At 61.3% G+C, this 24,979-nt stretch carries 23 protein-coding genes and 1 pseudogene; 10 read left to right on the top strand and 14 right to left on the bottom strand.

What is annotated here, in order from left to right:
* Positions 1–15: 15 nt before the first annotated feature.
* From JQ604_RS24720 to JQ604_RS24705, 4 genes are all read right to left on the bottom strand, one after another.
* On the bottom strand, positions 16–381 hold the full coding sequence (locus tag JQ604_RS24720; RefSeq protein WP_212363001.1) for a response regulator: 366 nt from the start codon (positions 379–381) through the stop codon (positions 16–18).
* A complete protein-coding gene (locus JQ604_RS24715; RefSeq protein WP_212363000.1) occupies positions 378–1,895 on the bottom strand; it encodes a sensor histidine kinase in 1,518 nt (505 codons plus the stop codon). The genes JQ604_RS24720 and JQ604_RS24715 overlap by 4 nt, the downstream gene beginning before the upstream one ends.
* A 61-nt stretch (positions 1,896–1,956) precedes the next feature.
* Positions 1,957–2,970: an ABC transporter substrate-binding protein gene (locus JQ604_RS24710; RefSeq protein WP_212362999.1), complete on the bottom strand. Its 1,014-nt coding sequence runs from the start codon at positions 2,968–2,970 to the stop codon at positions 1,957–1,959.
* Between the two features lie 29 nt (positions 2,971–2,999).
* Positions 3,000–4,025, bottom strand: a complete 1,026-nt coding sequence (locus JQ604_RS24705) for an ABC transporter substrate-binding protein (RefSeq protein WP_212362997.1) — start codon at positions 4,023–4,025, stop codon at positions 3,000–3,002.
* Between the two features lie 226 nt (positions 4,026–4,251).
* On the opposite strand from JQ604_RS24705, the pseudogene JQ604_RS41650 reads away from it, so the two are divergent.
* The 3 genes and pseudogenes from JQ604_RS41650 to JQ604_RS24690 all read left to right on the top strand — a co-directional run.
* Positions 4,252–4,539: pseudogene (locus JQ604_RS41650) on the top strand (IS1 family transposase); the annotation flags it as partial.
* Between the two features lie 166 nt (positions 4,540–4,705).
* On the top strand, positions 4,706–5,602 hold the full coding sequence (locus JQ604_RS24695; protein ID WP_212362996.1) for a 3'-5' exonuclease: 897 nt from the start codon (positions 4,706–4,708) through the stop codon (positions 5,600–5,602).
* Positions 5,603–5,739: 137 nt separating this feature from the next.
* Positions 5,740–5,955, top strand: a complete 216-nt coding sequence (locus tag JQ604_RS24690) for a hypothetical protein (RefSeq protein WP_212362995.1) — start codon at positions 5,740–5,742, stop codon at positions 5,953–5,955.
* 385 nt (positions 5,956–6,340) lie between these two features.
* On the opposite strand, the gene repC is transcribed toward JQ604_RS24690, so the two are convergent.
* From repC to JQ604_RS24670, 4 genes are all read right to left on the bottom strand, one after another.
* Complete coding sequence (repC, locus tag JQ604_RS24685) at positions 6,341–7,573, bottom strand: plasmid replication protein RepC (protein WP_212362994.1); 1,233 nt, start codon at positions 7,571–7,573, stop codon at positions 6,341–6,343.
* Between the two features lie 263 nt (positions 7,574–7,836).
* A complete protein-coding gene (repB, locus tag JQ604_RS24680; RefSeq protein ID WP_283818025.1) occupies positions 7,837–8,853 on the bottom strand; it encodes a plasmid partitioning protein RepB in 1,017 nt (338 codons plus the stop codon).
* Positions 8,853–10,055, bottom strand: a complete 1,203-nt coding sequence (gene repA / locus JQ604_RS24675) for a plasmid partitioning protein RepA (RefSeq protein WP_212363042.1) — start codon at positions 10,053–10,055, stop codon at positions 8,853–8,855. Before repA ends, repB begins: the two co-directional genes overlap by 1 nt.
* Positions 10,056–10,715: 660 nt before the next feature.
* Positions 10,716–11,189, bottom strand: coding sequence for a hypothetical protein (locus JQ604_RS24670; RefSeq protein WP_212362992.1), 474 nt, complete (start codon positions 11,187–11,189; stop codon positions 10,716–10,718).
* Positions 11,190–11,953: 764 nt separating this feature from the next.
* On the opposite strand from JQ604_RS24670, the gene JQ604_RS24665 reads away from it, so the two are divergent.
* The 5 genes from JQ604_RS24665 to JQ604_RS24645 all read left to right on the top strand — a co-directional run bounded on the left by JQ604_RS24665 (position 11,954) and on the right by JQ604_RS24645 (position 16,004).
* Positions 11,954–12,199, top strand: a complete 246-nt coding sequence (locus tag JQ604_RS24665) for a type II toxin-antitoxin system VapB family antitoxin (RefSeq protein ID WP_212362991.1) — start codon at positions 11,954–11,956, stop codon at positions 12,197–12,199.
* Entirely contained in the window at positions 12,199–12,594 is a 396-nt protein-coding gene (locus tag JQ604_RS24660) for a type II toxin-antitoxin system VapC family toxin (protein ID WP_212362990.1), read from the top strand. Before JQ604_RS24665 ends, JQ604_RS24660 begins: the two co-directional genes overlap by 1 nt.
* Before the next feature lie 222 nt (positions 12,595–12,816).
* On the top strand, positions 12,817–14,016 hold the full coding sequence (locus tag JQ604_RS24655) for an RHE_PE00001 family protein (RefSeq protein ID WP_212362988.1): 1,200 nt from the start codon (positions 12,817–12,819) through the stop codon (positions 14,014–14,016).
* Positions 14,017–14,355: 339 nt separating this feature from the next.
* Positions 14,356–15,093, top strand: a complete 738-nt coding sequence (locus JQ604_RS24650) for a type IV toxin-antitoxin system AbiEi family antitoxin domain-containing protein (protein WP_212362986.1) — start codon at positions 14,356–14,358, stop codon at positions 15,091–15,093.
* Positions 15,090–16,004, top strand: coding sequence for a nucleotidyl transferase AbiEii/AbiGii toxin family protein (locus JQ604_RS24645; protein WP_212362984.1), 915 nt, complete (start codon positions 15,090–15,092; stop codon positions 16,002–16,004). The genes JQ604_RS24650 and JQ604_RS24645 overlap by 4 nt, the downstream gene beginning before the upstream one ends.
* Positions 16,005–16,148: 144 nt before the next feature.
* Here the strand turns inward: JQ604_RS24645 and JQ604_RS24640 are convergent, their stop codons facing one another.
* From JQ604_RS24640 to JQ604_RS24630, 3 genes are all read right to left on the bottom strand, one after another.
* Positions 16,149–16,460 (bottom strand): DUF736 domain-containing protein, encoded by a 312-nt coding sequence (locus JQ604_RS24640; protein WP_029083789.1) that lies wholly within the window; start codon positions 16,458–16,460, stop codon positions 16,149–16,151.
* A gap of 665 nt (positions 16,461–17,125) precedes the next feature.
* Positions 17,126–18,052: an ArdC family protein gene (locus JQ604_RS24635; protein WP_212363040.1), complete on the bottom strand. Its 927-nt coding sequence runs from the start codon at positions 18,050–18,052 to the stop codon at positions 17,126–17,128.
* 290 nt (positions 18,053–18,342) lie between these two features.
* Positions 18,343–18,930: a hypothetical protein gene (locus tag JQ604_RS24630; RefSeq protein WP_212362982.1), complete on the bottom strand. Its 588-nt coding sequence runs from the start codon at positions 18,928–18,930 to the stop codon at positions 18,343–18,345.
* Between the two features lie 620 nt (positions 18,931–19,550).
* Here JQ604_RS24630 and JQ604_RS24625 point away from each other — a divergent pair.
* Together JQ604_RS24625 and JQ604_RS24620 are read left to right on the top strand one after the other, a co-directional pair.
* Complete coding sequence (locus tag JQ604_RS24625) at positions 19,551–19,706, top strand: hypothetical protein (protein ID WP_212362980.1); 156 nt, start codon at positions 19,551–19,553, stop codon at positions 19,704–19,706.
* 153 nt (positions 19,707–19,859) lie between these two features.
* Positions 19,860–21,539 carry a methyl-accepting chemotaxis protein gene (locus tag JQ604_RS24620; protein ID WP_212362978.1) on the top strand — a complete coding sequence of 560 codons (1,680 nt, stop codon included), beginning with the start codon at positions 19,860–19,862 and terminating at the stop codon, positions 21,537–21,539.
* A 95-nt stretch (positions 21,540–21,634) separates the two neighbouring features.
* Here JQ604_RS24620 and JQ604_RS24615 read toward each other — a convergent pair whose 3' ends face one another.
* The 3 genes from JQ604_RS24615 to JQ604_RS24605 all read right to left on the bottom strand — a co-directional run bounded on the left by JQ604_RS24615 (position 21,635) and on the right by JQ604_RS24605 (position 24,762).
* Positions 21,635–22,507: a DUF7007 domain-containing protein gene (locus JQ604_RS24615; RefSeq protein ID WP_212362977.1), complete on the bottom strand. Its 873-nt coding sequence runs from the start codon at positions 22,505–22,507 to the stop codon at positions 21,635–21,637.
* Positions 22,504–22,977 (bottom strand): hypothetical protein, encoded by a 474-nt coding sequence (locus JQ604_RS24610; RefSeq protein WP_212362975.1) that lies wholly within the window; start codon positions 22,975–22,977, stop codon positions 22,504–22,506. Before JQ604_RS24610 ends, JQ604_RS24615 begins: the two co-directional genes overlap by 4 nt.
* Positions 22,978–23,061: 84 nt before the next feature.
* Positions 23,062–24,762 (bottom strand): ParB N-terminal domain-containing protein, encoded by a 1,701-nt coding sequence (locus tag JQ604_RS24605; RefSeq protein ID WP_212362974.1) that lies wholly within the window; start codon positions 24,760–24,762, stop codon positions 23,062–23,064.
* Between the last annotated feature and the right edge of the window lie 217 nt (positions 24,763–24,979).

The following is a 24,979-nucleotide window of genomic DNA, read 5'->3' as shown; positions in this document are numbered from 1 at the left end:
ACGCGCTCTGAATCCTCATGGCAGGTATCGATTGATCGTCTCAAGTAGCTTTCGTGCGCTGTAGGGTTTAGCGACATAGGCATCGCAGCCTGCAGCGCGTGCCTTTTCCTCGTCGCCGCCAAGCGCATAGGAGGTGACGACGATGATTGGAATATCGCGAAGATCCGGCTGCGCTTTTATGCGACGTGTCGCCTCGTATCCGTCAAGAAGAGGTAACTGGATGTCCATCAGGATCAGGTCGGGGCTATGGGTTCGCGCCACCATGAGCGCTCCTTCGCCGTCGTGCGCCTCGATCATTTCATAACCGACGCTTGCAAGCAGATCGCGCAGGATTTGCCGATTGTCCTCCTGATCTTCGACGACCAGTATCCGTTTGCTCATGCCTGCACCGCCTGTTGCTCAAGGCGGGCCGGCACCAGAAAAGAGAAGCGCGCGCCCTGGCCGAGGCGAGATTGGATCCAGATTCGACCGCCATGCATTTCCACAATGCGCTTTACGATTGCGAGGCCCAACCCCGCGCCTCCCTTCGTCTTGGTGATCGAGTTATCCACCTGCTGGAATTCCTGGAATATTCTGGCTTGGTCCGCCTCGTCGATGCCCGGTCCTGTGTCCTGAACAGAGAAGACGTAGGAATCTGCCTTCGCCTCCACTTCTATTCGGACCTCTCCCCGGTCCGTGAATTTGATCGCGTTACCAACGAGATTGAACAGGGCCTGGGCGAGCCTGCGTTCGTCTCCTCGCGCGGGCGGCAAGCCAGCCGGAACGGCAATTCTCAAACTCAGGTTCTTGTCTGCGGCGAGCGACTCGACGGAGGTATGGACAACATTTACCAGCTCCTCCACCGAGTAGTCGGCCAGCGAAAGCCGAAGCTGTCCGGCTTCAATCTTGGAGAGGTCGAGGACGTCGTTGATGAGCCCGAGCAGATGTCTTCCGTTCCGTTGGATCCTTTCGATGGCGGATCGCATTTTCTCTGGAGGATCGCCGTATATCCCGTCGAGCATGAGCTCCGAAAAGCCGAGTACCGCGTTCAATGGTGTCCGCAATTCATGACTCATGTTTGCGAGGAACTGCGATTTGTGTCGGCTCGCCTCCTCAAGGCTCCGATAGAGCTGCTGCAACTCGTCGCAGGCCGAATTAACATGCGCCGCAAGCTCCCCGAGTTCGTCCCGATTGGGCACCTCTATACGCTGGGCGAAATCGCCAGCGGCTATCCGGTTCAAGCCATGGTGAATGATGCGGACTGGTTCGATCACAGATCGGGAGATCGCATGTCCCAAGACCAGCGTAAGGACAAAACTTGCGAGAGCGACCACAGTGACGAGCATCTGTGATTTGGTGTAGGTTTGTCGGCTCGCATCTATGCCGGCCACCATGTCTGCTTCAGCCCGGTTGACCAATTGATTAGTCAGTCGTTCGAGCTTGTCCGCGAGAGGTCCGAGCTCCGCGAGTTCTCTCTGCTTGGCCTCGGACGCTCTTCCGCTGCGGATGAGCTCGGCGATGTTTGAAACGACGGCTATAAAGCGCGCATACTCTTCGCGCACTTGGTTGAGCAACGCCACCTCGTCCTTTGCCACGAACGAGACGCGATCGAGGTCGTAGCCAAACTGATTGATCTGTCGCAGCACAACTGCCAACGTCGCTTCATTTGGAAAGGCGAGCGCTGTGGACACGCCATAAAGCTGCCGGAGCGTATTGTGCTGCATCTGCCGATATGCCTCGATCTTCTGCTGCAGACCAACGACCTGGTTCGCCCGCTGATCCGCCTCGCGCAGCGAGAGGAGGCCGATTACCCCAACCGAGACCAAAAACACCTCGATGGCGAAGAACGCCATAAGCAATTTTGTGCGCAATGAGGGTCGTAGTGCAAAGCCGAGAAGGACGTTCTTTATCGACACGCCATCTCCACTTCCTCGCGATCTTGCAGGGAGTGGACGCTGACCAAGGAACGACGTCGAATCAGCTTCCAAGTTCACGACGAACCTCGTTGAAAAACCGCCAGTCGGCTGCATCCGCGATGATTTTGGCCGGATTCGATTTCAGCATCTTCGCTTCGCGCAGTCGAAGCGCGTAAAAGCGGATAGTGTCCTCGGGATCGTATTCGCGCCAGCGGTTGTACGGAACATCCGCAAGCGTCTGAGCCGCATAGTCCTGACGAGGCGTGAATCCCCCGTCCACCATTCGCCGCGCAACAAGGGTTGGCGAGCTGACACACAAATCTGTAGCTCGGAGCATGGCGCGAACGACCCGTTTGGTTGCAACGGGATTTTTTCGGACAAATTCACGAGTCCCCGCCAACATGCAGCAATAATACTGGGACCACGGGCGATCCTGGGCACTGTTAACGATGACATGACCGATGTTCTGCGCACGCAGGCGTTGTGGCTCCGGAGGGAATCCAAGAAACGCGTCAATCTTACCCTGAGCGAACAACTCGATCGGTTTGACCGACGCACTCGTCACCCACTCGATATCCTTGGCGGGATCAAGCCCGACAAGCGCCGCCATCGCGCTGATGAAAACGTGCGGGCTACTGCCAAGCCCCTGCTGGCCGACGGTTCGCCCCTTCAGGTCGGCAACGCTACGTATGCCCTCCTTGGCGAACAGCTCGAAGCAGCCGACATGAACCCCGGCCACAACAGTAATGCTCGCACCTCGATCGATCTCGAGAAGAAGCGGACCAGAGAAATGCAGGGTGAAGTCGATGTCGCCTTTCGCGATTGCTCTGGTTTGCTCTACGCCAGCGTCGGAGTCGACGTAAACCACGTTTGTAAACCCCTCGGCATTCAATAGGTCGCTGACCACGTACTGAGGTGCGATACAAATGCTGGGGTTCTTCGCAAGCCGGATTGTAGGAGTCTCCGGCGGCGGATTGGACTCTTCGGCTCTCAGCCGAGCTGCGACGCTCCCAAACAGGGCCGTGGAAGCTGCGCAGGCCCCAGCCAACAGCAAGTCGCGACGGTTCGTATGCATTGGGACCTCCTCGAAGGCGCTGTAGTTGATCAGCCTCCCAGTTCACGTCGCACCGCGTTAAGGAACCGCCAGTCAGCCCCATCCGCGATGAGTTTCGCAGGGCTTGACTTGATCATTCCCGCCTCGCGAAGACGAAGTGCGTAAAAGCGGATTGTGTCCTCAGGATCGTACTCGCGCCAGCGGTTGTAGGGCACGTCAGCAAGGGTCTGGACCGCGTAGTCCAGGCGAGGTGCGAAACCCCCATCCACCATACGCTGCGCAACGGCGGTCGGTTCGCTCACGCATAAATCCGTGGCTCGGAGCATGGCGCGCACCACGCGCTTGGTGGCAACAGGATTTCTTCGAACGAATTCGCGATTTCCTGCCAGCATACAGCAAAAATATTGCGACCATGGGCGATCCTGCGCGCTGTTGACGATAACGCGACCGATGTTCTGCGCGCGCAAACGTTGAGGTTCTGGCGGAAATCCGAGGAAGGCGTCGATCTTGCCTTCTGCAAACAATTCAATCGGTTTGACCTTCGCGCTCGTCACCCACTCGATGTCCTTGGCGGGATCGAGTCCCACAAGCGTCGCCATCGCGCTCAGGAATACATGCGGGGGCGACTCAAGCGATTGGACGCCGACGGTTCGACCCTTCAGGTCGGCGACGCTGCGTATACCCTCCCGGGCGAAGAGCTCGAAGCAGCCAACATGAACCCCGGCCAGAACGGTAGTGCTCAGACCTCTATCGATCTCAAGAAGGAGTGGACCAGAGAAATTCAAGTTGAAGTCGACGTCGCTGTTTCTCCAGATTGCTTTGTCTTGTGCGGAGCCGTTGCCAACGAACCCGGTTTCGACGTGAATGACGTTTGTGAACCCCTCGGCATTCAGCAGGTCTCTGACGACGTATACAGGCGCGATGCAGAGGCTTGGGCTCTTCGCGAGGCGCAGCGTAGTGGTCTCTGGCGGCGGATCACGCTGTTCGGCCCTAAGCCGAGTGGTAATGCCCCAAAGCAGCGGGGCAGAGGCGGCGCAGCATCCCGCCAACAACAAGTCGCGACGATTCGTATGCATCGGGACCTCCTCGAAAACCTTAGGGTTGCTTCCGGGGGCCGAATGTCGGGCCGAGGTAATGTGCGGGACGAGCCCCGCTCTTGGTAAAGATATCACCGCTTCGCTACGTCGGATATGGCCGAGGACCTGACATGTTTGCAGTCGCAGCAATCCTCGGCCGCCATCAATTTTAGGCTTCCTTGGGTTTCTATGGTCGGCTTAGGGGCAAGATAGGGTGCTGTCCAAGAGCGGCACCCCGGGCCATATCTCGACCAGCTACGTTGAGCGGCAGAACCTCACGCTTCGCATGAGCCAGAAGCGGTTCGCGCGCCTCACCAACGGTTTTTCAAAGAAGCTCACCAACCATCAGGCCGCCGTGAGCCTGTACGTCGCCCACTACAATCTCTGCCGCGTCCATCAACGGCTGCGATGGTTCCGAACGTTCGCAATGAACGTCTCGCAAATCTACGACGGAGACGACAAGGAACCGGTCGAGATGAAAATTGACTTAGAGAAGAAAGAGGCCGCCAACTGAGGCGGCTTCACTTACCTGCAATCTGTCGGCTCGCCTGCTAGGGGTCTCGCTTTCCTCTCTCCAGTTTGGTGATGACGCCGGCTCGCAACTGGATTTCGGGCTATGACCGGGGCTAAATCGCGGTGCGGGAGGCCGCCCGCGGGCTCCGGAGGATCCAAATAACCCGATGTCCGAAACCGACATGACCCTGGCTGGCATGGCCGAGGCATTGGCCAAATCTGCCGACTACCGCGTCCTTCGGCGCCTGGTCCCGCGGCCGCCTTACACGCCATCAGTTGACCAAACCACAAAGACCGGCGTCCTTCTCGACGTTGAAACGACCGGTCTCGACCAACGAAAGGATGAGGTCATCGAACTGGGGATGGTCAAGTTCGATTACTTTCCGGACGGCAGTATCGCGGGCGTTAGAGAGACGTTCACGTCGTTCAACGAGCCGACCGTACCGATCCCGCCGGAGGTGACTGCCCTCACCGGCATCACCGATGAAATGGTCAATGGACAGCGGATCGACGAAGATGCGGTCTCGTCATTCGTCAATGACACCGTGATCGTCATCGCCCATAACTCTGGCTTCGACCGCAAATTCGCGGAACGCTACTGGCCGATTTTCCAACGCAAGGCTTGGGGATGTTCTGCGACGGAGGTCGAATGGCGGAAGCACGGCTTCGAGGGCTCTCGTCTCGGCTACCTTTTGAACGGCGCCGGCTTCTTCCATCAAGCCCATAGGGCGGTCGACGACTGTCGTGCCCTTCTCGAACTGCTCGCGTTCCAATTGCCTGCGACCGGCAGCTCGGCGCTCGCGGTATTGCTTGAGCAGGCCCGAAAAAAGACAATACGGGTGTGGGCGGAGCAGTCGCCGTTCGATCTCAAGGACGCTCTGAAGCGCCGAGGCTACCGGTGGAGTGACGGAAGCGATGGCCGCCCACGGTCATGGTACGTGGACATCGATGAGAGCAAGTTGAACGACGAAATCGCGTTCCTCAAGGCGGAGATCTACCTCCGCGACGTCGAGCCGCGTTTGCAGACATTGACAGCGTTCGATCGATTTTCGGTTCGGTCATGAGAGAACGGGCCACGGCCGCAGCCAGCTCATCGCAAAGAACGGCCCCACTTCCCTGGCAACATAGACTTATGGAACTGTTTGAGGTCACTCGCCGTAGATATGGGGCAAGATAGTCTAACGAAGCCAGGGAGGCGTTCATGGCCAACGAAGATATCAGTCCTGTCGTCGCCTCCCCTGAGCAGCGAATTGAGCAAGCTTCAGAGGCCATCCGTCATATGGCCGAAGATGATTTTCGACCGATCCCACCAACACAGAACAAATGGCTGCATCATTTGGCGGAGGCAGCTCGCGCAGCGCCACTTAAGTCTTTGGCTGTCGCGTTTTTGGTGGGGTTTGCACTCGCTCGTCGTTGAGCTCCTTCGCTTTGACGAGGTCTATGAGTTAGTTGGTCTCATGTCGCTCGACTTGCGGCAATGAAGGCGGTCCGGACGATTGTATCTAAGCCCGCCGTTCGCAAGTATTTCAAGCGAGCGGCGTTGTCCGGTTAAAGCCCCTCCGCGACGGACCTGGCATCCGAGGGTGGATGCTCGCGCCGACGGCGCACGAAGGTGTCGACCGCCTTGCCGAGGAATTCCACGCCGAGGTTTTGTTGCGATCGGACGGCAATGTCAGCCTCCAAAGCTTTCCAGATCGCTAAGGCCAGCGGGCAAGCCAGTTGGTCTCGCGGAGGGTCGGCAGCTCTGCTCTCACGGCCGACATTGCTCCGCACGCTCAAGACGGAAGCCCTATACCTATCGGTCACGCTCGTCGCTTTTCCTTTAGCCGGGAATTGATCTGCGACATCAGGATCGGCCCAAGAGAAAATTCCCCGACCTCCGCTTTCCGCGTCAGCCCGCGCAAGTAGCCGCCAGCAGATCTAATCGCACTGCCACGCTGCAGGATGCAGGCGACGACGACCGCCGCTTGCATTTCACCCAGGACGGTTTGCGCCTCCTCCCAGGCGCTTGGGCTGATCCCCAGCGACGACCGCACGACCGCCGCCACGGCGAAGAAATCGCGCCAGTTCGAAATCCCACCCTTCGCATAGTCGGCGATATCCGGGCAGGCACTCAAGACCATACCCAACGGATACGTCCCCTCCCCGACTCGCGATGGTTGAGGCTTTGGCTCAGCTCCCGCCGCCCTGCCTTCTCGGAGGCATGGTTCAAGATCAGTAAAGGCATCGGTATTTGAATTCTGTATGTGGCGCTCAGAATGGGACTCATTGGCGCTCGAAGTCTTGGATTTGATATGTGCTTCCAAAAGATTGAGCACATCGTCGGCGAGCTGTGACAGCTCTTCGGCGATCGGCTCGAGCTCCTGGCGTGTAGCTGTGCGCGGAATCTGGTCGACGATCGCACGGAAGGCAGTATGCACCTCCTGCCAATCGGCAGGCCCCCGCCCTGCCCTTCGCGTCGGGACCGCTTCCTCGATGCCCGTTGCGATCATCTTCGCGATGTCGCGCCGGCACAGCGTGATCCGCTCACGCACGAGCTTGAGTGCGCGAGCCTCGGCTTCGATATCGGCCGCCAGGCTCTCGAACTCCTCCGAGCGCACGACGAGCGGCGACAGATCGAAGCCGAAGGCGAGTTCGATTTCGCCGGCATCGCCCTTGCGCGCATAGCGCTTGCCGTTCGGACTGTCGCGTCGAACGATCAGCCCCACATCGACCAGCACGGCGAGGTGGCGCCGCAGCGTCGACGCCGGCATGCCGTGCGCCCTCCGAGTGAGCTGATGGTTCGAGGGGAAGACAATCAGGTCATCATCCCCGGTTAGCGCGGTCTCGGGATGAAAGGTTAGGAGCGCGTTCAAGACCGAGAGCGAGCGCTCCGTCACCCCAAGGCGCGGCCGTGCCGTGCAGATGGCGTGGAAGATCTTCCATTTGTGGACGATCTTTTCAGGGGGTCGTTCCGTTGCGACCATTTGGCTTGCCACATGGGCAAGCGTCAACGATCGCCGCCCAAAAGGCGTCGTTGGAGAGTGTGACTGCATGTCTTTGCCTCATGCGGGCAAAGAAAATCTGCTCGCCAAAACGGCGCCGTTACTAAAGACGCTTGACTGCGATTCGCGAAAGTGATTCTCTGTCAGTCGCCAAACGTGACGAGAGAAGGCTTTCGGACGGAGACGTTCCGGGGGCCTTTTTTCTTTTCCGCTATGCTCCTACGGTTAGAGGACGGAAACGCGGGTACGCATCGCGTCGCCCGACCATGAGGGGTCCGGACGGCGCCATATCCAAAGCGGCAAGACGCGCGATGTTATTCATCGGTGCGGCTCTCGCGAAAAGAACGGTAAAGTTCCGGCAGCCGCGAAATCACAAAGTCTCCAAATGCTGGCGCGGCCTTTTCATCGAGCGCTAGCGTGACGCGATCTGCGTGACGTTCAATCTTCACGATCTTCTTGCCGTCGTCATCGGCCCAGGTCGTCGGCCGTGGAGTTTTGGGCTTGCGGGGCGCGAGCGCGGCAAACACGATCGCGAACCGATCATCGGAAGTAGCGCGCACGAAACGATCGCTGGCCACGCTGTCGGCTACTGACTTTTGATCGTGGCGCCCCCCCATCCGCTCTGCGAGCTCCATCCAGCGCCGGCGGCCGGTTTTCGGCGCTGGCCCGATCGCGTCGACCAAGCTCCGTGGCAGGGCCCGGGTGACGGAGATGAGGCGCGAGAGTTCTGTCTTGTCGACGCTGAGTGCCGCCATGATGATCTCACGTTTGAACCCGCGATCCTCGAGCGCGGCGGCATAACTTGCCCGCTCAATGAAGGACAGATCCTCACGCTCGCCGTTCTCTTTGCCTTGCGCCACCACCAGGTCTTCGTCGCTGAGGTCGCGGACCACGGCCCGGGCGGGGTGGCCAAGTTCGGCAAGCGCACGGACACGACGATGGCCATAGGCAATCTGAAACCGTCCTGGACTGGTCGGATGCGGGCGAAGGAGGATCGGAACTAGTTGTCCGTTGGTACGAATTGATTCAACGAGGACGGCGTGCTTCTCGTCGACACCAGTCATGCGATCCGGAACGATCGAGGCATCGATTAGTCCTGGATCGATTTCAAGAACGGTCTGTCCGGTGGCGAGTTGTTCGGTCAGGGCCTTCGCGGCCTCACGCTCTGCGGATAGCATCTCGAGCGAGCGGCTCATGGCGCCGACTGCCCCGCGAGACCCCAGTGTCGGTTGGGAAGGTCTCGGATTGTCGCTGGGCCCAGCTGACGGCGGTTCGTTGACCGCGGTCAACTTGTCGTCCATGAGGTCAGCAAGCAGGTTTTTGCGACCCATTAGACCCTCCCCCATGCGGCCTGGATAAGGTTTTGAATTTCGCCATTGACGCTGTCCAGCGATTCCATCGCGCGGTCGTAAGTCGCGCGTGTGAACTGATCGCGGCTGACCTCATAGAGCGTTTGCTTCGTGATGCCGGCGTCGGAGATCGCCGTACTTTTCAGCATCATATTGGTGACCATGCGATCACCGAATAGCGAACGCATGAAGCCGACCATTTGGGCCTGCGGTCCATCACCAGGCTCGTAGCGCGTGACGAGATAGCGCATCCAATCGTAATTCATGTTGCCGCCTGCCTTGGCGACGACGGCGAGGAGGTCGGATGTCATGATGAGGAATTGGCACATCGACATGACGTCGAGCATTTGCGGATGCACCGGAATCAGGATTGCGGTTGCTGCACAGAGCGCGGAGAGCGTGAGAAATCCGAGTTGGGGCGGACAATCGATCACGACGACGTCGTATCGGTCCTGGACAGTGGCAAGGGCACGGGCAACGCGTGCGAAAAACAACGGGTCACCCGACTGGCGCGTTGCTAGCGCTTTCGGGGTTTCATGTTCGAATTCCATCAGTTCGATATTGCCGGGCACGATGTCGAGCCCCTGAAAGTAAGTCTGCCGAATGATCTCACTCAGCTCGCGACGCGCGTCGTCATAGCGGATGGCGCCGTAGAGAGTTCCGTTTTCCTCGACGTCGAACTCTGGCTGATAGCCGTGCAGCGCGGAGAGGGAGGCCTGCGGATCGAGATCAATCGCGAGCACCCGATAGCCCTGTAGCGTGAGATGCTGAGCGAGATGCGCGGCGGTAGTAGTCTTGCCCGATCCACCTTTGAAATTGACGACGCCGATGACTTGCAACTGGTCGCCCGCGACGCGATGCGGTCGGTATCGGCGCGCGCCCTTGCCGGATTCGTCGAGATAAGCACGAAGGCTCTGAATATCCTCGAATGTATACGACCTTCGACCTGATGGACTGGTGTCAGGCTGGGGCCCCCTCCCCTCCAGCGACAATTGGCGCAGGTAGCCGTCGTTGATACCGACGAGTTTAGCAACTTCGCCAGATGTAAACCGGCGGAGATTCTTGCGGGCTTTTGGCGGGAAGAGCTTCGTTCGGTGGGCATGAAGCTTCGCGGAGAGTTCCCGCGCGTCGGCCGCGATAGTATCGTGGATCGCGGAGGGCGCACTCGACGGGATTCGCGCCATCGCTTGTTGGTCGTTCAGGGCCACGGCTTTCTCGCGTAGTTACGAATTTCGGATGCAGGACGTACGCAAAGCGTGGCTAGTACGCCCGATTCTGGGCGATCGCGCAACAATTAAAGGGTTAACGAGTCCTTAACGGTCATTATCGGTTCCCCATGCGAGCGAAAAAAGTTGACCGCGATCAACTTAGGGTTCCGATCGCCAGGCTCCGCAAGAGGCCCGACCCGCGCGCCGTCAACCAAAGTTGACCGCGGTCAACTTTCTCAACTTGGGCCGAATCGCCCTTCCCCCGTCGTCGTCCAGTCTATCCTTTTCTCACCCGCAGGAGGGAGGTCGAATTTCAACCCGGCCCCCAGGCTACCATGCCGCGCGCAGGCGTGGCGAGACGAGGCGAACCGACCCTCCTGCCCTTTCCACCGATGCAAGGCTCCGTTGCGAGACGCCGTTTCACCGTCAAAGGCGCACTCGGTCGTCGCTCCGCAGCATCTCGGTTTCGCGCCTAGCCGGGTAGAGGTGGTGCGTGACAAACTTTAGCGCCAGGCTTTCCGAGGCAGACCACGGCAAGGACGCGGGTTGCGGGGTCGGCGAGCGCCGAGCGGGAACTGATGTCGTCCATGATCGGTGCGTTCCTAGAAGCTGGTCGGCCAGCGCAAGAGCACCGCCCTATCCCGGTCTGGCAACCGCACCCGCTGCGCCCGCAGCCCGGCAGCAATCGCCTGGCCGACGTCGGGATCGACCCAATGTCCGTGGGTCATCAAGAAGAACCAGCCGAAAGGAAAGTCCGTTCTTCCGTCCATAAGGAGGTGCAGCGTCTGCACCCGGCAGAAGCCGGCCCTTCGGTGGCCGCAACGGCCGGGGAATGAACCAGCCTCGCGCGCCCTTGTGGGTGTAGTCCCGGATATCGAGAGCCCAGTGCGCTAACAGCCGAAATGTGCCGGCGCTTGACTGCTCCCAATCTGCGAAGAAGCGCAGCTTGAGGCACGTGGTCGAACCGTCCAGCACGACGTCGAGGAACGGCGTCTCGCGCGCGTCGTCCAGCCCGATCTCGCCGATGACCCGCTTCTCCATCTCCGGATAGCTTGGCCTTGCAGCGCTCGCGCTCGATCCGGCCACAGCGTCCGAGAAAACGACGGACATGGACAAGGGCGCCGACGGCGCCGTCCAGCAGGTGGTAGCCGGGGCCATTGAGCGATCGGCCTGGACCGATGCATCACGGCGAATTCAACTTGGGTCGAGCAGCTTCTCTTCGCTGAATGGACGATAGTCCGGATTGACGATCGCACGCCCGTCATTCGCTCCTCCCGGCCGAGCGCGATCTGGATGTCGTCAGCGGCAGCGGGGGCGGTCGGCGCTAAGACGAAGGCGCAAGTGCCGCGCCATTCGGTTATCTGCCGATCCGTCTGCCCAGACGGCGCCAGAGGCGTCGATATGCCGTGCTCTCTGGCGAGCCCGGCGGTCATCCACGGGCGCAGCCTGCCGAGGCGCGTGCCATCCGGCCGAGCCACCGATCGGGTGTCGCGCCAGTAATGATCGTCGATGCGCCATGCTGAATTCAGATCCCGGGAAGGTGTGGGCGAGGGCAGGGACGAGGTCGTCGCGGCCAAGGCCGGATCGGGGTCAGCCAGACGGCCTCGATCGAACTACATCCGGGAGACGGACAGGAGAGACGTTCATAGACAATTAACCATAAAATCCACCTCATGCACCGCGGAGGCCGGATGTCTCTGTGGGATTGGCGGGATCTCCGTAGATCCCAGAGCAAGGGAGGGCGCAGCTTCCCGCGAGAGGCCTGGATCGGCAAGCCATGGTCTTGGTGGCCCTGCCATGGGCGACACCCACCTTCCTTCTGTGTATCCGTAGTGCTATATACGGATACACTATGCGATCTACAGGAATGCGCGATGGCCTTCCATATCAAGAAGCCGGAAACCGATGCGCTGGCGCGCAAGGTTGCAGCGCTGAAAAAAATCGGCCTCACCGAAGCGGTGCACACGGCACTCGCCCATGAACTCGAGCGGGAGCAGGGTAAGCCGTCTTTGGTGGACCTCGGCATCCAGTTCTGCCGGGATCTGCGTGCCAGAGGCAATCCGCGCGAGGGCCAGCCGGCTGACAAGGCGTTCCGCGACAGCCTGTACGAGGACACCTGATGTTTATCGACGCTTCAGCCCTGACCGCGCTCCTGACCGACGAGGACGAGGCGCGTGAGCTTTTGGCGCGCCTGCAGCAGACCGGAACGCGTCTGACCTCGCCGCTGGCGGTGTGGGAGGCAGCGGTCGCGGTGGCGCGCGTGCTGAATCTTTCGGTCAGCGCCGCCGCGCAGGCGGTCGAAGACTATCTCGCGCTGATGGAGATCGTTGCGGTCGCGGTGCCGCCGGAGACGGCGCGGATCGCGCTCGACGCCTTCGACCGGTTCGGCAAGGGCCGGCATCCGGCGAGCCTCAATTTCGGGGACTGCTTTGCCTATGCTTGTGCCCGCTATCTGGGGCAGCCCTTGATGTTCAAGGGTGGCGATTTTCCGCAGACCGATATCGAGGCCGCTTGAGGTTACGTGCCGGCCGCGGGGCGGGGACTCCTGCCGCACGGACTGTCTTCCGGAAGAGGTGAGGAGGCTGGCACCGGCGGGCTCTCACGTCGATCAAGGGCTCGGCAGGATCGTCATCCGAGCGTCCTGAGCCTCAGAACCGCTGATTTGGCGTGACGTCCAACGCTATCGATAAGGGGTGGTTATCGATTGGGTAGGAGCCGACCGGGAACTCACGTCGCTATGACGGAATCCAATGTCGTGTTAGCTTCCGTTGCGTCGATTCCTGTTAAGGTTATCAAGACCTTGTCGTTCAGCTACAAAATCCCCGATCCGTTGCCCTGGGCCCTGCTCGTCGGGCCGCTCGCCGCTGCCGAGGATGCGGTCGCCCGCCTCGACGAGCGGCTGGCCAAAAGCCCAATCCGCGACGGCGCAATCAGCCGGACGCACTTCGCCGACGCCTGTGCCAGTCTGTGGCTTGACGGTGAACTTGTCCACCTCGACGACCTCGTACTCCACGACGCCGGCATGGACGTCCGCGCGCCCACCCATGAGCTGACCAGGGCGCATGCCGTGCTGTGTGCCCGTCGGCGCATCGCCGAGGCGAAGCCGGATTGGGCACTGTCAGCTACTGGACTCGCTGGCCTCCGAGGCCGAAACGAGCGAGAGGACAAAACGGGCAACCGGGAGGAGGGTGAGGAAAGTCTTGAGGTCCACAAGGACGCGGAGCAGGAGGAGGTGTGTCTCGAAGGGCCGCTCGGCGCTCCCAACACCGATCCTTACTTGGTCGCAGCTTTCGCCGCGGTCGACGCCGCGAACGCGAGGGCGGAGCGCAGGCTTGCCGATAAGACTCTGTCGTGGCCGGAGCGGGATTCCCTGATCTACGATCCCGACTGGGACGAGGACGGCCGTCTCGATCACTGGCGCGACGTGGTCGACCAGACTAGCGGCTTGCCGCCCACCTTGGCAGCGGCGATCGCCGCCGACGCCTGGGGTGAGATCGAACCGCTCGAACACACGCCTTGGCTCGGATGTCTGCTTGCCGCGGCGCTGTTGCGCGTCCGCGGCAAAACGCGCTGGCATCTGCCGTGCCTGTATGCCGGGCTCAAAAGCATCCCGCGCGAGCGCCGGCGGCCACGCGATGCCGCAGCGCGGCTCGCCGTGCAGCTCGAGGCGATGACCGCCGCCGCCGAGATCGGCCGGAAGGACCACGACCGCTGGCTGATGACCAGAAACCTGCTCGCCCGCAAGCTCGCCGGCCGTCGCGCCACTTCAAAACTGCCGGCTCTCCTCGACTACGTGCTGACCCGGCCGATCGTCTCGGCTGGCATGATCGCAGCGGAGCTTGGGATAACGCCTCGTGCGGCCCAAAACCTCGTCGCCGAGCTCGGTCTGCGCGAGGCCACCGGGCGGGGACGCTATCGGGCCTGGGGCGTCCTGTAGAATGGGAAGGCAGTGCCTAACGCGGATGGCAGGAATGACTGGTCAAATCGGGAAGCCACCAGCGCTGCGCCTCTCTCGTCTCCAACGCCAACACCATGTCGGGCGCGCCCGATGGATAAATCCCTTTTCTCGACACCTGATTTCGCGGCCATGAGACCGCAAGCGACGCCTAGGCGACTGTGAGTCTTGAGGCGTTTTGGTAGCCTCCTGCAGGTCGGTCGAGACCCCAGGATTCGGCCACTGAGCTCTTTAGATTAATCTTAGTTATCGTAGTTTGACTACGATCTGAGCATCCAATTTAGCTTGCGTGGAATTTCGTATTGTTTATATTATCGTAGTATGGCTACGGTTCGCAGAGACAAACTAAATAGGCTCTATACCCGTCTAGCACCCCAGACGCCGCTGACTTCCGCTGACCTCGCCGCCCTCGGGATATCGGCCGATCTTGCCGTCCACTATGTTCGTGCCGGCTGGCTGCAACGGCTAGCACGCGGCGTCTATTGCCGATCGAACGATCCGCCCGCCTTGCATCCGAGCCTTGTCCTGCTGCAGCGGAGCTTCGAAGGATTGCATGTCGGCGGCAAATCCGCGCTCGACTGGCATGGCATCCGCCACTACGTGTCTCAGCGGCCAGTCCTTCATCTGTACGGTTGGAAAGCAGGGCGGCTCCCTGAGTGGTTCACCGAGCGCTTTCCAGCCGAATATCATCGCAAGCGGCTGTTCGAAGAGCGTCCAGGCGCGCTGCTTCATGCTCAGCCTTTCGAAAACCGCAAGGGCGGCCCGCTCGTCTCGGCGCCCGAGCGCGCGTTGCTGGAGGTGCTGAGCGAGGTCGGCATCCGGCAGCCGCTGCAAGAAGCGCGCGAGCTGGTCGAGAGCACGTACAGCCTGCGCGCCGACGTGTTGCGCGACTTGCTCAAGCGGTGCACCAGCATCAAGACCGTGCGCCTCTGCCTGCAGCTCGGTCGCGAGCTGTCTCAGCCGTGGGCGAGTAAGCTCGATCCGTCCCAATTGCCGAAGGGTAGCGACCGGCCGTGGGTATCGCGCTCGCCTGACGGGTTACTGGTGCTGAAGCCATGAACCAACTCTACCTCGACAGCGCGCGGCTGCTGGCACGGGTTGCACCGCTGGTGCTCGTTGGCGATACGTTCGCGCTTAAAGGCGGTACGGCGATCAACCTGTTTGTACGCGACATGCCGCGGCTCTCGGTTGATCTCGACCTAGTGTTCCCTGACCATACCCTGTCGCGCGAGCAGGCGCTTGAACGCATCAACGAAGCCATCCGCCAATGCGCCGAGCGGCTGCAGAGGCAGGGCTTCCAGACCCACGCGCCGGCGACTGCAGATTCTGGGGAGACCAAGCTGCTCGTCCGGAGTGGCCGCATCGAGGTAAAGATCGAAGTCAACTTCGTCATGCGCGGCGTCGTCCATCCGGTCCGCGCGGCCTCGCTGACGCCCAATGCGCGCGAGACACTGCAGGCGGATCTCGAAATCCCGGTCGTGTCTCTCGAGGACGTGTATGGCGGCAAGCTGGTCGCAGCGATGGACCGGCAGCATCCCCGAGATCTGTTCGACGTCATGCAACTCTTCGCGCATGAGGGGATCACGGCCGGTATTCGCCGTGCTTTCGTCGTTTATCTCGCGAGCCATAATCGACCAGTGCATGAGGTCCTGTTTCCGTCACTACGAGACATCCGCCAGGAGTTCGAGCACAATTTCACGGGCATGACTGCCGAACCTATCGAACTCAAAGCGCTTTTAGCGGCGCGCGAACGCATGACACGCGAACTGCAGCAAGATTTGAGCGATGACGAGCGCCGATTCCTGCTATCTCTGGTCGCCGCAGAGCCCGAATGGCGGCTGCTCGGTGTGCCTCATCTCGAACAGCTACCCGGTCTGCGATGGAAGCTGCAAAACTTGGAACGGCTTCGGAAGACCAATGCCCGAAAATTCACCGAGCAATCGGACACACTGACTCGACTATTCGGATGAGTGCTGGGACTGGATTGAGACCCGGCAGAAAGTTCCAGCCACAGGCTTCGAAGGGTCATGCGCTGCTCGGCATAACGAAGGATCATGCCCGGAATCGGACGAGGAGAGGCCCCGCCTGGACGGCGGGGCCTGGGAGGTCGGGGTTCAGTCCCGGCTCGGGCGGGACCAGATGAGTTGGAGACCTTCCTGACCTTCCACCTCGATCAGGGTGGCGTAGATCGGAGCCGGGAAGCTCGGGTCGTCCAGCTTGACCGAGAGATAATCGCGCTCGGTGTCCCTGGCGGTCTTCTGCCAAGCTGCTCCCAGCTCGACATTACCGGCGAAGATGCGGAAGTGAGGTCCCTTGTCGGAGGGGTTCTCGACCCGAACCAGCTTGGCTTTGGCATTGAGGGCGAGGGTGCGAACCGTGCCGGTGAAGCCGTTGCCGGTGGAGGTGAAGGTGCCGATGGTCGCCATTGTCGTGTCCTTTTCAGTTTCCCGGGCCGCGCCCATCGCGGCCTCGATGGCTGGCGACAGACCGGAGGCGATCGACCCGCACCCCGAAGGGGCCGGCACGCAGTAGAGGGCAGCCAGGGCACGACTTTCTTGTCTCGCGCGAGGAATGGACGCGCAGCGGTCCAGGGGAAGAAAGTCGTAACCGGCTGTTGCAGGGGTAAGAGCGAGGCGGCGCTTAAGCGACGACGCCCTTCGGTTAGACATGCCCAATCGAGGACGACGTGGGTGTGCCAGAAGAAACGACCAAGGAGCGCTACTTGCGACCATCAAAACCTTGATCGAGGAAGGAATCCAATCACCGCTCATCGCACCCCTTTCAGTTCCTCAGGCTTGCGGGTCGAGAGCCCAACCGGGAAGGTAAGCGCGCTGCTCGACCGTCAAGAGTCCCACGGAGCGCAAAGTCGACCCGCAAGCCACGCGCGAGATTTACTCGGCAAAGTGACGACGTGTGCAACGCCAGAACCTCGTCTCTCTCGAAAGAAGGCAAGCAATGCCCCAGTCAGGTCGTAGCACCAGGAATAGAGGACGCTGACCGCTAAGGGATCGCCCAAGAGGCTGCAACTTTGCGCTGATCTCTGGATAAGTAAGGTCCGGAAAGCGCCGGCGCCAATCGCACGGGGCGCTCGTCATGCTGCCTCCTCGACGTCAGCCACTTTCGGCTGCAGGTCGTGCAGATACGCGACGGCGCGTTGCGCATGCGCGGCGGCCGAGAAGATAAAGCGCTTCTCACTCGACAAGACCTCCAACCACGACGCGAGATAGCTTGCATGATCCGGCCGCGGTTCCAGTTCAGGAGAGATCCCGAGATCCGCGCAGAGGAAGCAGCTTCCGAGCTCAGCAATCAACTCTTCGCGCGCGCGTTCGCTCCGATCCTTGCCGTAGCGGCTGAGATCGCGATTGACGCGGTGAGCGGGAGCCGTCCAGTGCACGGTCTCATGGGCTCTGACGGCGATATAGGAAGCGGTGTCGCGAAAGCTTTCGATCGGCGGCAACTGAATGTGATCGGACGAGGGCGCATAAAACGCCATCGAGCCTCCATGCCGAACAATCGCGCCTGTGTTGGCAAAGAAAGCGTCGGCGCGCGCGCTTCGCTCGATCGTTGACACGACGACGGCCGGCCGATCGTAATAATGCTCCGGCAAGCCATCGATTTGATCGACGCAAAAGACGGTATAGGCTTTGAGGAAGGGGATATCCCTTTCGACTTCGCCCCCGTGAGCGTCGGTCTCCAATTTGGTGAAGCGGCTCGCATACACCACGGTGCTGCCAGTCTCACCTTTACGAACATGTGCGCCGAGCTCGCTGGCCTGCTTAAACGTCATCCAGATCGGAGAGTGGAAGCCGCGCGCGACGGCTTCTGACCAGAGGAGCACGACGTTGATGCCCGTATAGGGTTGGCCGTTGTGTCGCAGCGGTCGCGTGATGCGACCCGCCATATTCGCGGCAGCCCAAGGTCGAACCCAGGGGCGCACGCCGCGCTCGAGCTCGGTGACAATGCGGTCCGTGATGCGGGCATACAGGTCGCCTCGCGACTTCTCTCCATTCCTGTTCATTATGATGACCTCCGTTTGGGAGGCCGCGCCCATCGCGGCTCCTCACGGGGTCCGCCACCGCCGGGCCGGAAGTGCGCGCACCCGAAGGGCCGAAGCAGCGCGAAGGACGGCAAAGCCGTTGCGCGGACGTCGGGTCCGGCGCAGGACCACGGACCGGGAGAGGCCGACGGTGGCGCGGTTCGAGCGACTAGCTTGGAAGCAGTCGTGACACAAAAAAGAGCCGGTCCCGCGGACCGGCCCTTCGGTGGCTGCAGTGGAAGAGGCGCGGGGCCGAAGCCCCGCGCTGACAGTTAGTCGAACGCAGACATCTGCGCCTTGGCCGCCTTTGGGCCGACCGTGTCTGTCGCGTTGTCGACAGGGCGCTCGAAAGGCTTCCAGGTCTCGCCGACGACCTTTTCGTAGGCGGCGATGGCGCCTTCGGCGGCCATGCGAAGCGCGTGAGCCTGCACACCCATGTCGGCGGCGAATTCACGCTTGCGCTGTGCCTGGCTATCGAAGCCGACCGGACCATCAAGGTCCTCATCGCGGCTGTCGTTAGCGATCTTGGCGGTCGCATCTCGCGCTTCAGTGACTGCTCGGGTGTAGAACTGGCCGGCCCCGTGCGCGGATCCGACATAAGCACCGACGATCCGTTGAAGATGGATCTGCATGGCGCGCTCACTCAGGCCATCCTTGAGCGCATCGGCGGTTTCGATGATGAGCCGCTCATGCAGATCAAGAACGCCGTCGCTGTCCATGATCGCAAGGCCGAAGCTTTCGGAGATGCGCTGTGACTGTGCTGAGTCGGGGCAGGCGAGCCGGACCATTTCGAGCGTGGTGCCCTTGCGGAGCGGGATGACACGGGCGCTGGCGCGAGAGGAACGAGCAGTTTTGGTCATGGTGAGATCCTTTCTCGGTTTCGCCCTCGGGAGCTTCGGCCTCGGCCGTCTGTCCCTCGGGTGCGGTCGACCAGAACCGGCGCTAGCGGGCCGCTTCAGGGGGCGGCGGTTGCACGGCGAGCATGGGCGGGGTGCGGACGAGCGGGCCTTCAGACCTGCGAAGGACGCAGCTCCCCATGTCGAGACGGCGGCCGCCGATCGCTTGCGACTTGCCCTTGAAGCGGACCGCGGCCGGTTCAGACCGCAGCACAACCGAGGGAGTGACGCGCGAGCGCCTGCGCGCGACTACGAACCGGATCAGCTCGCCATAACCAGCTGATTTTCTCCAAGCTCGCCGTTTCACCCTGGCCGACAGCTAGCACAAAGAGGAGATGTGCCTTCCGCCTGAAACCGTCGGATCGCAGGATCGATGTCTGCGGCCGCCCCGTCGGCCTGAGCAGCGAAGGCGACTTCCTAGTTGTTGGTGCTACTCAGCGGGGCAATATGAAACAAGCGGCGGGTCACCAATTGCATAGTCCGTTGAACTACGGTGACCAGGCTTAACGTTAAGCCGAAACGCAATTCAGTTTGCCGCCCGATAATGCGCTCCGCCATGTATAGCTTTTGGCGGGAAGATTGCGATGCAAGCTGCGCTGGAAGAATTACAAGCTTTGAGGCTGTTGCGCGCCTTTTGGGAGATCAAGGACCCCAAGGCGCGCGAGGCTGTTATTGCTTTTGCTGAGAAGACGCGCAGGGCCGAAGCCGAGGGCGTCGACCACAAGCCTAAGCCTCAATGAAATCGGCAGACATCGCGTAAGCTAACCGGCCACTCCGGGTGGCGATCATCGCACTAGCGATCCGTATTTATACAGATCCATTCTATAAGAATGTCTAAAGGATATGGGAAACTAATAGGTGCAGCTCCTAATGCGATTTTCGGATATCGGATCATGCGCTTTACGCTCAAAGCTGCCCTCATCGGAGTCGTCACGACGCTCGTCGTCCTGTTGGCTGCGCAGGCTTGGATGGGAATTTCGAAAACGCAAGCGATCAATGCGAACGCCGAGGATCTCGCGACGAACTGGTTGCCATCAATCAAGATCCTCGGCGAGGTCAAGTTCACGGTAACGCGCATCCGCCTGGCTGCCGGGCGCTCCATCATGACATCCGACGCGGAGCAGCGTAGCATGCTCGATGCACAGGCGACAGACTTTGAAAAGAAGCTGGCTCAGGAGTTTAGAACGTATGAACCGCTAATCGCCTCACCAGAGGAAGGCAAGATCTGGGACGACTTCAAAGGCAAATGGAATATCTACCTCGCCACGCAAAAGCGGGCGCTCGACGCCATCGCCGCGGGCAATGCGGCAGCCGCCGTACAATCGTTCAATACTGAATGCGTCAAGGCGTTCGATGAGGCCTTAGCCGTTCTGGATTCCGACGCTGACTTGAACAACAGAGGTGGGGATCAGGCCGTCGCAGATGCTCGACAGACTTATGGTTCGGCACGGACCGCAACTTTTGCGTTGGCCGGTGTAGCGCTTTTGATTGGCGTTCTGGCAACCACGTTTGTCATCTTCCGCATCACGACGCCTCTACAGCGGATGAACCGAACAATGAGCGTGATCGCTGACGGGAATCTCGATGCCGAGATCGCCTATACCGGGCGGCGTGACGAAATCGGCGACATGGCAAAGGCGCTGCAGGTCTTCAAGGAGAACGGCCTGCGCGTCCGTCGGATGGAAGCCGAGCAGAAGGAGGCCGAGCAGCGCGCCGCGGCGCAGCGCAAGGCCGACATGATCCAACTTGCCGACGCCTTTGAAGGCGCGGTCGGCGAGATCATCGAGACCGTCTCGTCTGCCTCGACTGAGCTCGAGGCGTCTGCGTCGACGTTGACCTCGACGGCCGAGCACGCCCAGGAGCGTGCCACCGTGGTCGCTGCGGCGTCGGAAGAGGCCTCCGCCAATGTTCAGTCGGTAGCGTCCGCGACCGAAGAGCTGTCGTCCTCGGTCACAGAGATCAGCCGCCAGGTGCAGGAATCGGCACGAATGGCAAGCGAGGCCGTCAATCAAGCCAATGTCACCAACGATCGCGTCAGCGAGCTATCAAAGGCCGCCACACGGATTGGCGATGTCGTCGACTTGATCAACACCATCGCCGGCCAGACCAATCTGCTGGCGCTCAACGCCACGATCGAGGCGGCGCGTGCCGGCGAGGCTGGCCGCGGCTTCGCCGTGGTGGCATCTGAAGTGAAAGCGTTGGCCGAGCAGACCGCAAAGGCAACCGGCGAGATCGGTCAACAGATCTCTGGCATCCAGGCTGCGACGCAAGACTCCGTCAAGGCAATCGAACAGATCAGCGGAACAATCGGACAGCTGGCCGAAATCTCTTCGACGATCGCTGCCGCGGTCGAAGAGCAGGGCGCGGCGACACAGGAGATTTCGCGCAACGTACAGCAAGCTGCACAGGGTACCGAGCAAGTCTCGGCCAACATCTCCGACGTGCAGCGTGGCGCGAGCGAGACCGGCACCGCGTCTTCTCAGGTCCTGAGCGCCGCGCAGTCACTTTCAACCGACAGTAACCGCCTCAAGCTCGAAGTGGCAAAATTCCTTGGTACTGTTCGCGCGGCCTGAAGTCCAATCTCGATGACAAAAATCAGCTCAGTCGCACCCACGCCGGCCACCGCGCGTCAGCCGAAAGGCTTGGTGATGAGATGCCACGGTATAGATCACCTCCATCCGGAGAAATTCGACAGACCGTCGTAGAGAGGATGCCGATCTTCGTCGATGACGAACCCGAAGTGACCGGGATTGTATTCGCTCGAAGGAACCAGGTAGCGGCGCTGTTCGGCCGCGCGGCGATCGCCGCCAAGCGTGGCGACGCATTCTGTCATGCCAGGATGGTAGTCCGAGCGGATGGCGGAAATCACGACCCAGCGGACGGCGTGATCGCGCTCGAACTCGCGCCGACCCTTCTTGTATGACTCGCCGGGTCGAAGGGGACGGCCGTGAATGGCCTCCCAGGCGTCCGGATACCAGTCTCGGATCGAGCGGTCGGCGCAGCGCCGTTCGTATCCGGTGAACAGCTCCGGGAAGGCCTGCGCGACGGCCACCCAGGCGCAGTCTTCCTCGTACCAGCCGTCCGGCGCGCGAAGGGAAGGGTGGACCTTCGCGTTGTGCGCGGCATCGAGATGAAAGCCGCCGTGCCCCGCCGTCGAATGTATGACGACGCCGTCCGAGTAGACAATCGCCCCCTGCGACACGCCCCAAGGTGTGTTTGCGTGGGAGCGAATCTCCCGGCGTCCGAGCGCGGCGCGCTGCCGCTGATGCTCGGCATTCTCGTGCACGTGCGCGCGGAAGGCGGCCTCGTGTTCCAGTTCGCCGCCATGACTATAGAAGTCGGCGCGTCTCCACTCTTCCATCGGCGGACGCAGCCGCCAGGCCGATGCGAGATAATAGCGCCCATTCGCGCCTGGCATCATAACGAAGCTGTTGTCGCCAACCTTAGCGACGAGAAGACCATCACGGGTGCGGGCAAACAAAACCCCCGCCGAGGCGGAGGTGGGATCGTCGGCGTGAAGGGCAGGTTGGGGCGCGTTCATGCCGCCCTCCCTTCAGCCGTGACCGACGCGCCCTCATCGGCAGTGATCTCATCAAGCACTGCGTCGGGGTAACGATGCGAAGCGAGCCACGCATCGGCCATCGCGCGCGTGTCGGCGAGATGCAGGAGCTCGGCGTCCTCGCCGGCGCGATTGAGAACGCGTACCTGCCCAGGCTTCGGACGTTCAATCACAGTGAACGTCAACCATGAATTCACCGAGAAGGTCTTGAAGACCTTCAGGACGGTGACGCCGGCGCTGCCAAAGTCGCCCTGGTGCAGCGTAACGCTCGCCGGCGTCGTATACGTGCCGGCGGTGTGTGGCACGCTCTTGCGCACGAGACGCCCGCCATTGTTGTTGTTCTCCCAAGCCGCGAGTTTCCTCTTGAAACGCTCGGGTGGTCGCGGCGTGCCATCAAAATAGTGAACGAGAGAGCCGAGCGGCACAGTATCGTAGATGGTTTGTGCGGACATAATGTCCTCCTGTAGGGATTGTGGAAACAGAACCGCCGACGGCCGGAGCCGACGGCGTGAATCGATCGGAAGGAGAGGGGGTGGCTATTCGGCCGCGACGGCATAGGAGCCGGTGGGCTCGTTGAATCCGTCGGCATCGGCGAAATCCTCAGCAACGGCGGTGTCGTTGCCATCACAATCGTCAGATGCTTCAGACGCCTCGTCGAGTTCGTCCGGGTCGGTCGAAGAGTACCGCTCGGCCCAAGCTACGACCTTGTCAGTCGAGGGCGCGAACAGGGCCACTTGGTGCACGAAGCGCCCGTCAGAAAAATGCTTGACGAGTTCGGTACGCGTGTCTTTCACCCGCGGTCGGGGTAACACGGGCGTATCCTTGCACGCCGCCTCGATCGCTGTTCGGGATAGGCAGGACAGGAAATCCTCCGTGCCCATGTTGGGCAGGAAGTTGCTGGCGCCAACCGCATCTCCGGCGACGCGCGCAACGATGCCACTGTCCGATCGGTTCACGCGGCAAGACAGCACGTCCATCAGAACGCCTCGAGCCGCCCGTTGCACGCTCTCGCGCTCGAAGGCGAGCTTGCCATCCTTGTCGATCAGGTGGGCGGCATGTCGTGCGGGGCGCGCGAAGCCATTGGCATTGCCAGACGCGATGCTGACATTTTGCCCGGCGAATGCGAGCACGAGCAGCGCAAGCAACATGTCGTCCTCGATCGGAGCGCGGCCGAGCGCTTCATGCAGCGCATCCGTGCGGAGATCCCCGATCATCTCCATGCCCTTGCGCGTCACCTCGGGGCGCGCCTTCGGCGCCTCGATCGGGCCGTTCTCCAAACCGGATTCGTCATTGCCCGCCTTCTTGGCTGTAGCAGGCATGCGGTAGCAGACGGACTGCACCTTGCCCTCGCGATCGAGATACATCGCGGTGTGGTCGGATTTTCCGGGCTTGCCATGGACGCGGTCGGCCTTCGGCGGCAGCTTTGGCTGGCCATACTCGTTGACTTCGACGATCGCCCCACGCTTCGGCAGATGACCCGCCATCCACTCGTGCTGTGCACCGAGATAGGCCTCGACATCGGTCGTATAGCGGCTGTCCTCGTCGGCCGGGGCAAAGAGATCCTCCTGCCAAAGGATGCCATAGGCCTGAGCGAGGTCTTCTCCGAAGCTTGCATCCCGCGCGTACATTCGCGTCTTGGTCAGCGCCTGCGCGACGCTCCACCACGAAACCTGAGGATTGGCCTTGCTGGGCTTGTGTTTCTTCCAGACCTCCTTCTGATCCTCAAGCGAAGCCGACGCGATGGTCCGAAGCTGGCGTTCGTCGGGCATATCGCCCCTGGCCATCTGGTCGAGCATCGCCGGCAAGACATTGGCGAGCAGGCGCAGCTTCTTGATCTGGCGCACCGGCTGCGCGAGCGCCACACCGATCGCCTCTTCGGTCCAGCCGAGTACGACGAGCCGTTCGATGGCACGCCACTGGTCGACCGGATTGAGCGGCTCATGGGCCAATGTTTCGGCAAGCGAGCGCATGGCGCCGCCATCTTCAGCACGGGCAACGACGAGGACCGCGATCTCCTCAAGGTTTGCTGCGATGGCCTGTTTGACGCGCCTGTGCCCGGCGTCGATCACGTAGCTGTTGCCTCCGTCGCTTTCGGGCGTCACCACGGGTGGCTGGACGATGCCAACCGCCTTGATCGTGGCGAGCAGCAAAGCGTCGGCCTGGGGATTGGACTTGGAATGGCGCGCTTGGTTGGGGTTCTCCTTCAGCGCGCGCGGATCGACGAATCTCAGTTCCATTGCAATGCTCCATTGAGCGGTCTGGCCCGCCGCCTCGGCCGGCCTTCTTCGTCTTCTTCCCGAAGACCCCCTCCGGCCCGCAGGGTGGGTGGGGTGGCGCAACTGCCGGCGAGCATCCCAGCCCGGCAGGCGTGAGCGGGGCGCAGCTGCGCCTTGCGAACGCGCCGGCGCCGGGATCGCGAGGCGGTCGGTTGAGCGGCAGCGGCGCCGCGCCGAC

Source organism: Bradyrhizobium jicamae, from assembly GCF_018130695.1.
Lineage (GTDB): Bacteria > Pseudomonadota > Alphaproteobacteria > Rhizobiales > Xanthobacteraceae > Bradyrhizobium > Bradyrhizobium jicamae_B.
The sequence above is the reverse complement of the archived record's forward strand: the minus strand, read 5'-3'. Positions and strand labels throughout refer to the sequence as shown.

Bases quoted from the DNA above. Each gene is read 5' to 3' on its own strand.
- JQ604_RS24720 (WP_212363001.1), bottom strand. From the start codon at position 381: ATGAGCAAACGGATACTGGTCGTCGAAGATCAGGAGGACAATCGGCAA.
- JQ604_RS24710 (WP_212362999.1), bottom strand. From the start codon at position 2,970: ATGCATACGAACCGTCGCGACTTGCTGTTGGCTGGGGCCTGCGCAGCT.
- JQ604_RS24705 (WP_212362997.1), bottom strand. From the start codon at position 4,025: ATGCATACGAATCGTCGCGACTTGTTGTTGGCGGGATGCTGCGCCGCC.
- JQ604_RS24695 (WP_212362996.1), top strand. From the start codon at position 4,706: ATGTCCGAAACCGACATGACCCTGGCTGGCATGGCCGAGGCATTGGCC.
- JQ604_RS24690 (WP_212362995.1), top strand. From the start codon at position 5,740: ATGGCCAACGAAGATATCAGTCCTGTCGTCGCCTCCCCTGAGCAGCGA.
- repC (WP_212362994.1), bottom strand. From the start codon at position 7,573: ATGCAGTCACACTCTCCAACGACGCCTTTTGGGCGGCGATCGTTGACG.
- repB (WP_283818025.1), bottom strand. From the start codon at position 8,853: ATGGGTCGCAAAAACCTGCTTGCTGACCTCATGGACGACAAGTTGACC.
- repA (WP_212363042.1), bottom strand. From the start codon at position 10,055: ATGGCGCGAATCCCGTCGAGTGCGCCCTCCGCGATCCACGATACTATC.
- JQ604_RS24670 (WP_212362992.1), bottom strand. From the start codon at position 11,189: ATGTCCGTCGTTTTCTCGGACGCTGTGGCCGGATCGAGCGCGAGCGCT.
- JQ604_RS24665 (WP_212362991.1), top strand. From the start codon at position 11,954: ATGGCCTTCCATATCAAGAAGCCGGAAACCGATGCGCTGGCGCGCAAG.
- JQ604_RS24660 (WP_212362990.1), top strand. From the start codon at position 12,199: ATGTTTATCGACGCTTCAGCCCTGACCGCGCTCCTGACCGACGAGGAC.
- JQ604_RS24655 (WP_212362988.1), top strand. From the start codon at position 12,817: ATGACGGAATCCAATGTCGTGTTAGCTTCCGTTGCGTCGATTCCTGTT.
- JQ604_RS24650 (WP_212362986.1), top strand. From the start codon at position 14,356: ATGGCTACGGTTCGCAGAGACAAACTAAATAGGCTCTATACCCGTCTA.
- JQ604_RS24645 (WP_212362984.1), top strand. From the start codon at position 15,090: ATGAACCAACTCTACCTCGACAGCGCGCGGCTGCTGGCACGGGTTGCA.
- JQ604_RS24640 (WP_029083789.1), bottom strand. From the start codon at position 16,460: ATGGCGACCATCGGCACCTTCACCTCCACCGGCAACGGCTTCACCGGC.
- JQ604_RS24635 (WP_212363040.1), bottom strand. From the start codon at position 18,052: ATGAACAGGAATGGAGAGAAGTCGCGAGGCGACCTGTATGCCCGCATC.
- JQ604_RS24630 (WP_212362982.1), bottom strand. From the start codon at position 18,930: ATGACCAAAACTGCTCGTTCCTCTCGCGCCAGCGCCCGTGTCATCCCG.
- JQ604_RS24625 (WP_212362980.1), top strand. From the start codon at position 19,551: ATGCAAGCTGCGCTGGAAGAATTACAAGCTTTGAGGCTGTTGCGCGCC.
- JQ604_RS24620 (WP_212362978.1), top strand. From the start codon at position 19,860: ATGCGCTTTACGCTCAAAGCTGCCCTCATCGGAGTCGTCACGACGCTC.
- JQ604_RS24615 (WP_212362977.1), bottom strand. From the start codon at position 22,507: ATGAACGCGCCCCAACCTGCCCTTCACGCCGACGATCCCACCTCCGCC.
- JQ604_RS24610 (WP_212362975.1), bottom strand. From the start codon at position 22,977: ATGTCCGCACAAACCATCTACGATACTGTGCCGCTCGGCTCTCTCGTT.
- JQ604_RS24605 (WP_212362974.1), bottom strand. From the start codon at position 24,762: ATGGAACTGAGATTCGTCGATCCGCGCGCGCTGAAGGAGAACCCCAAC.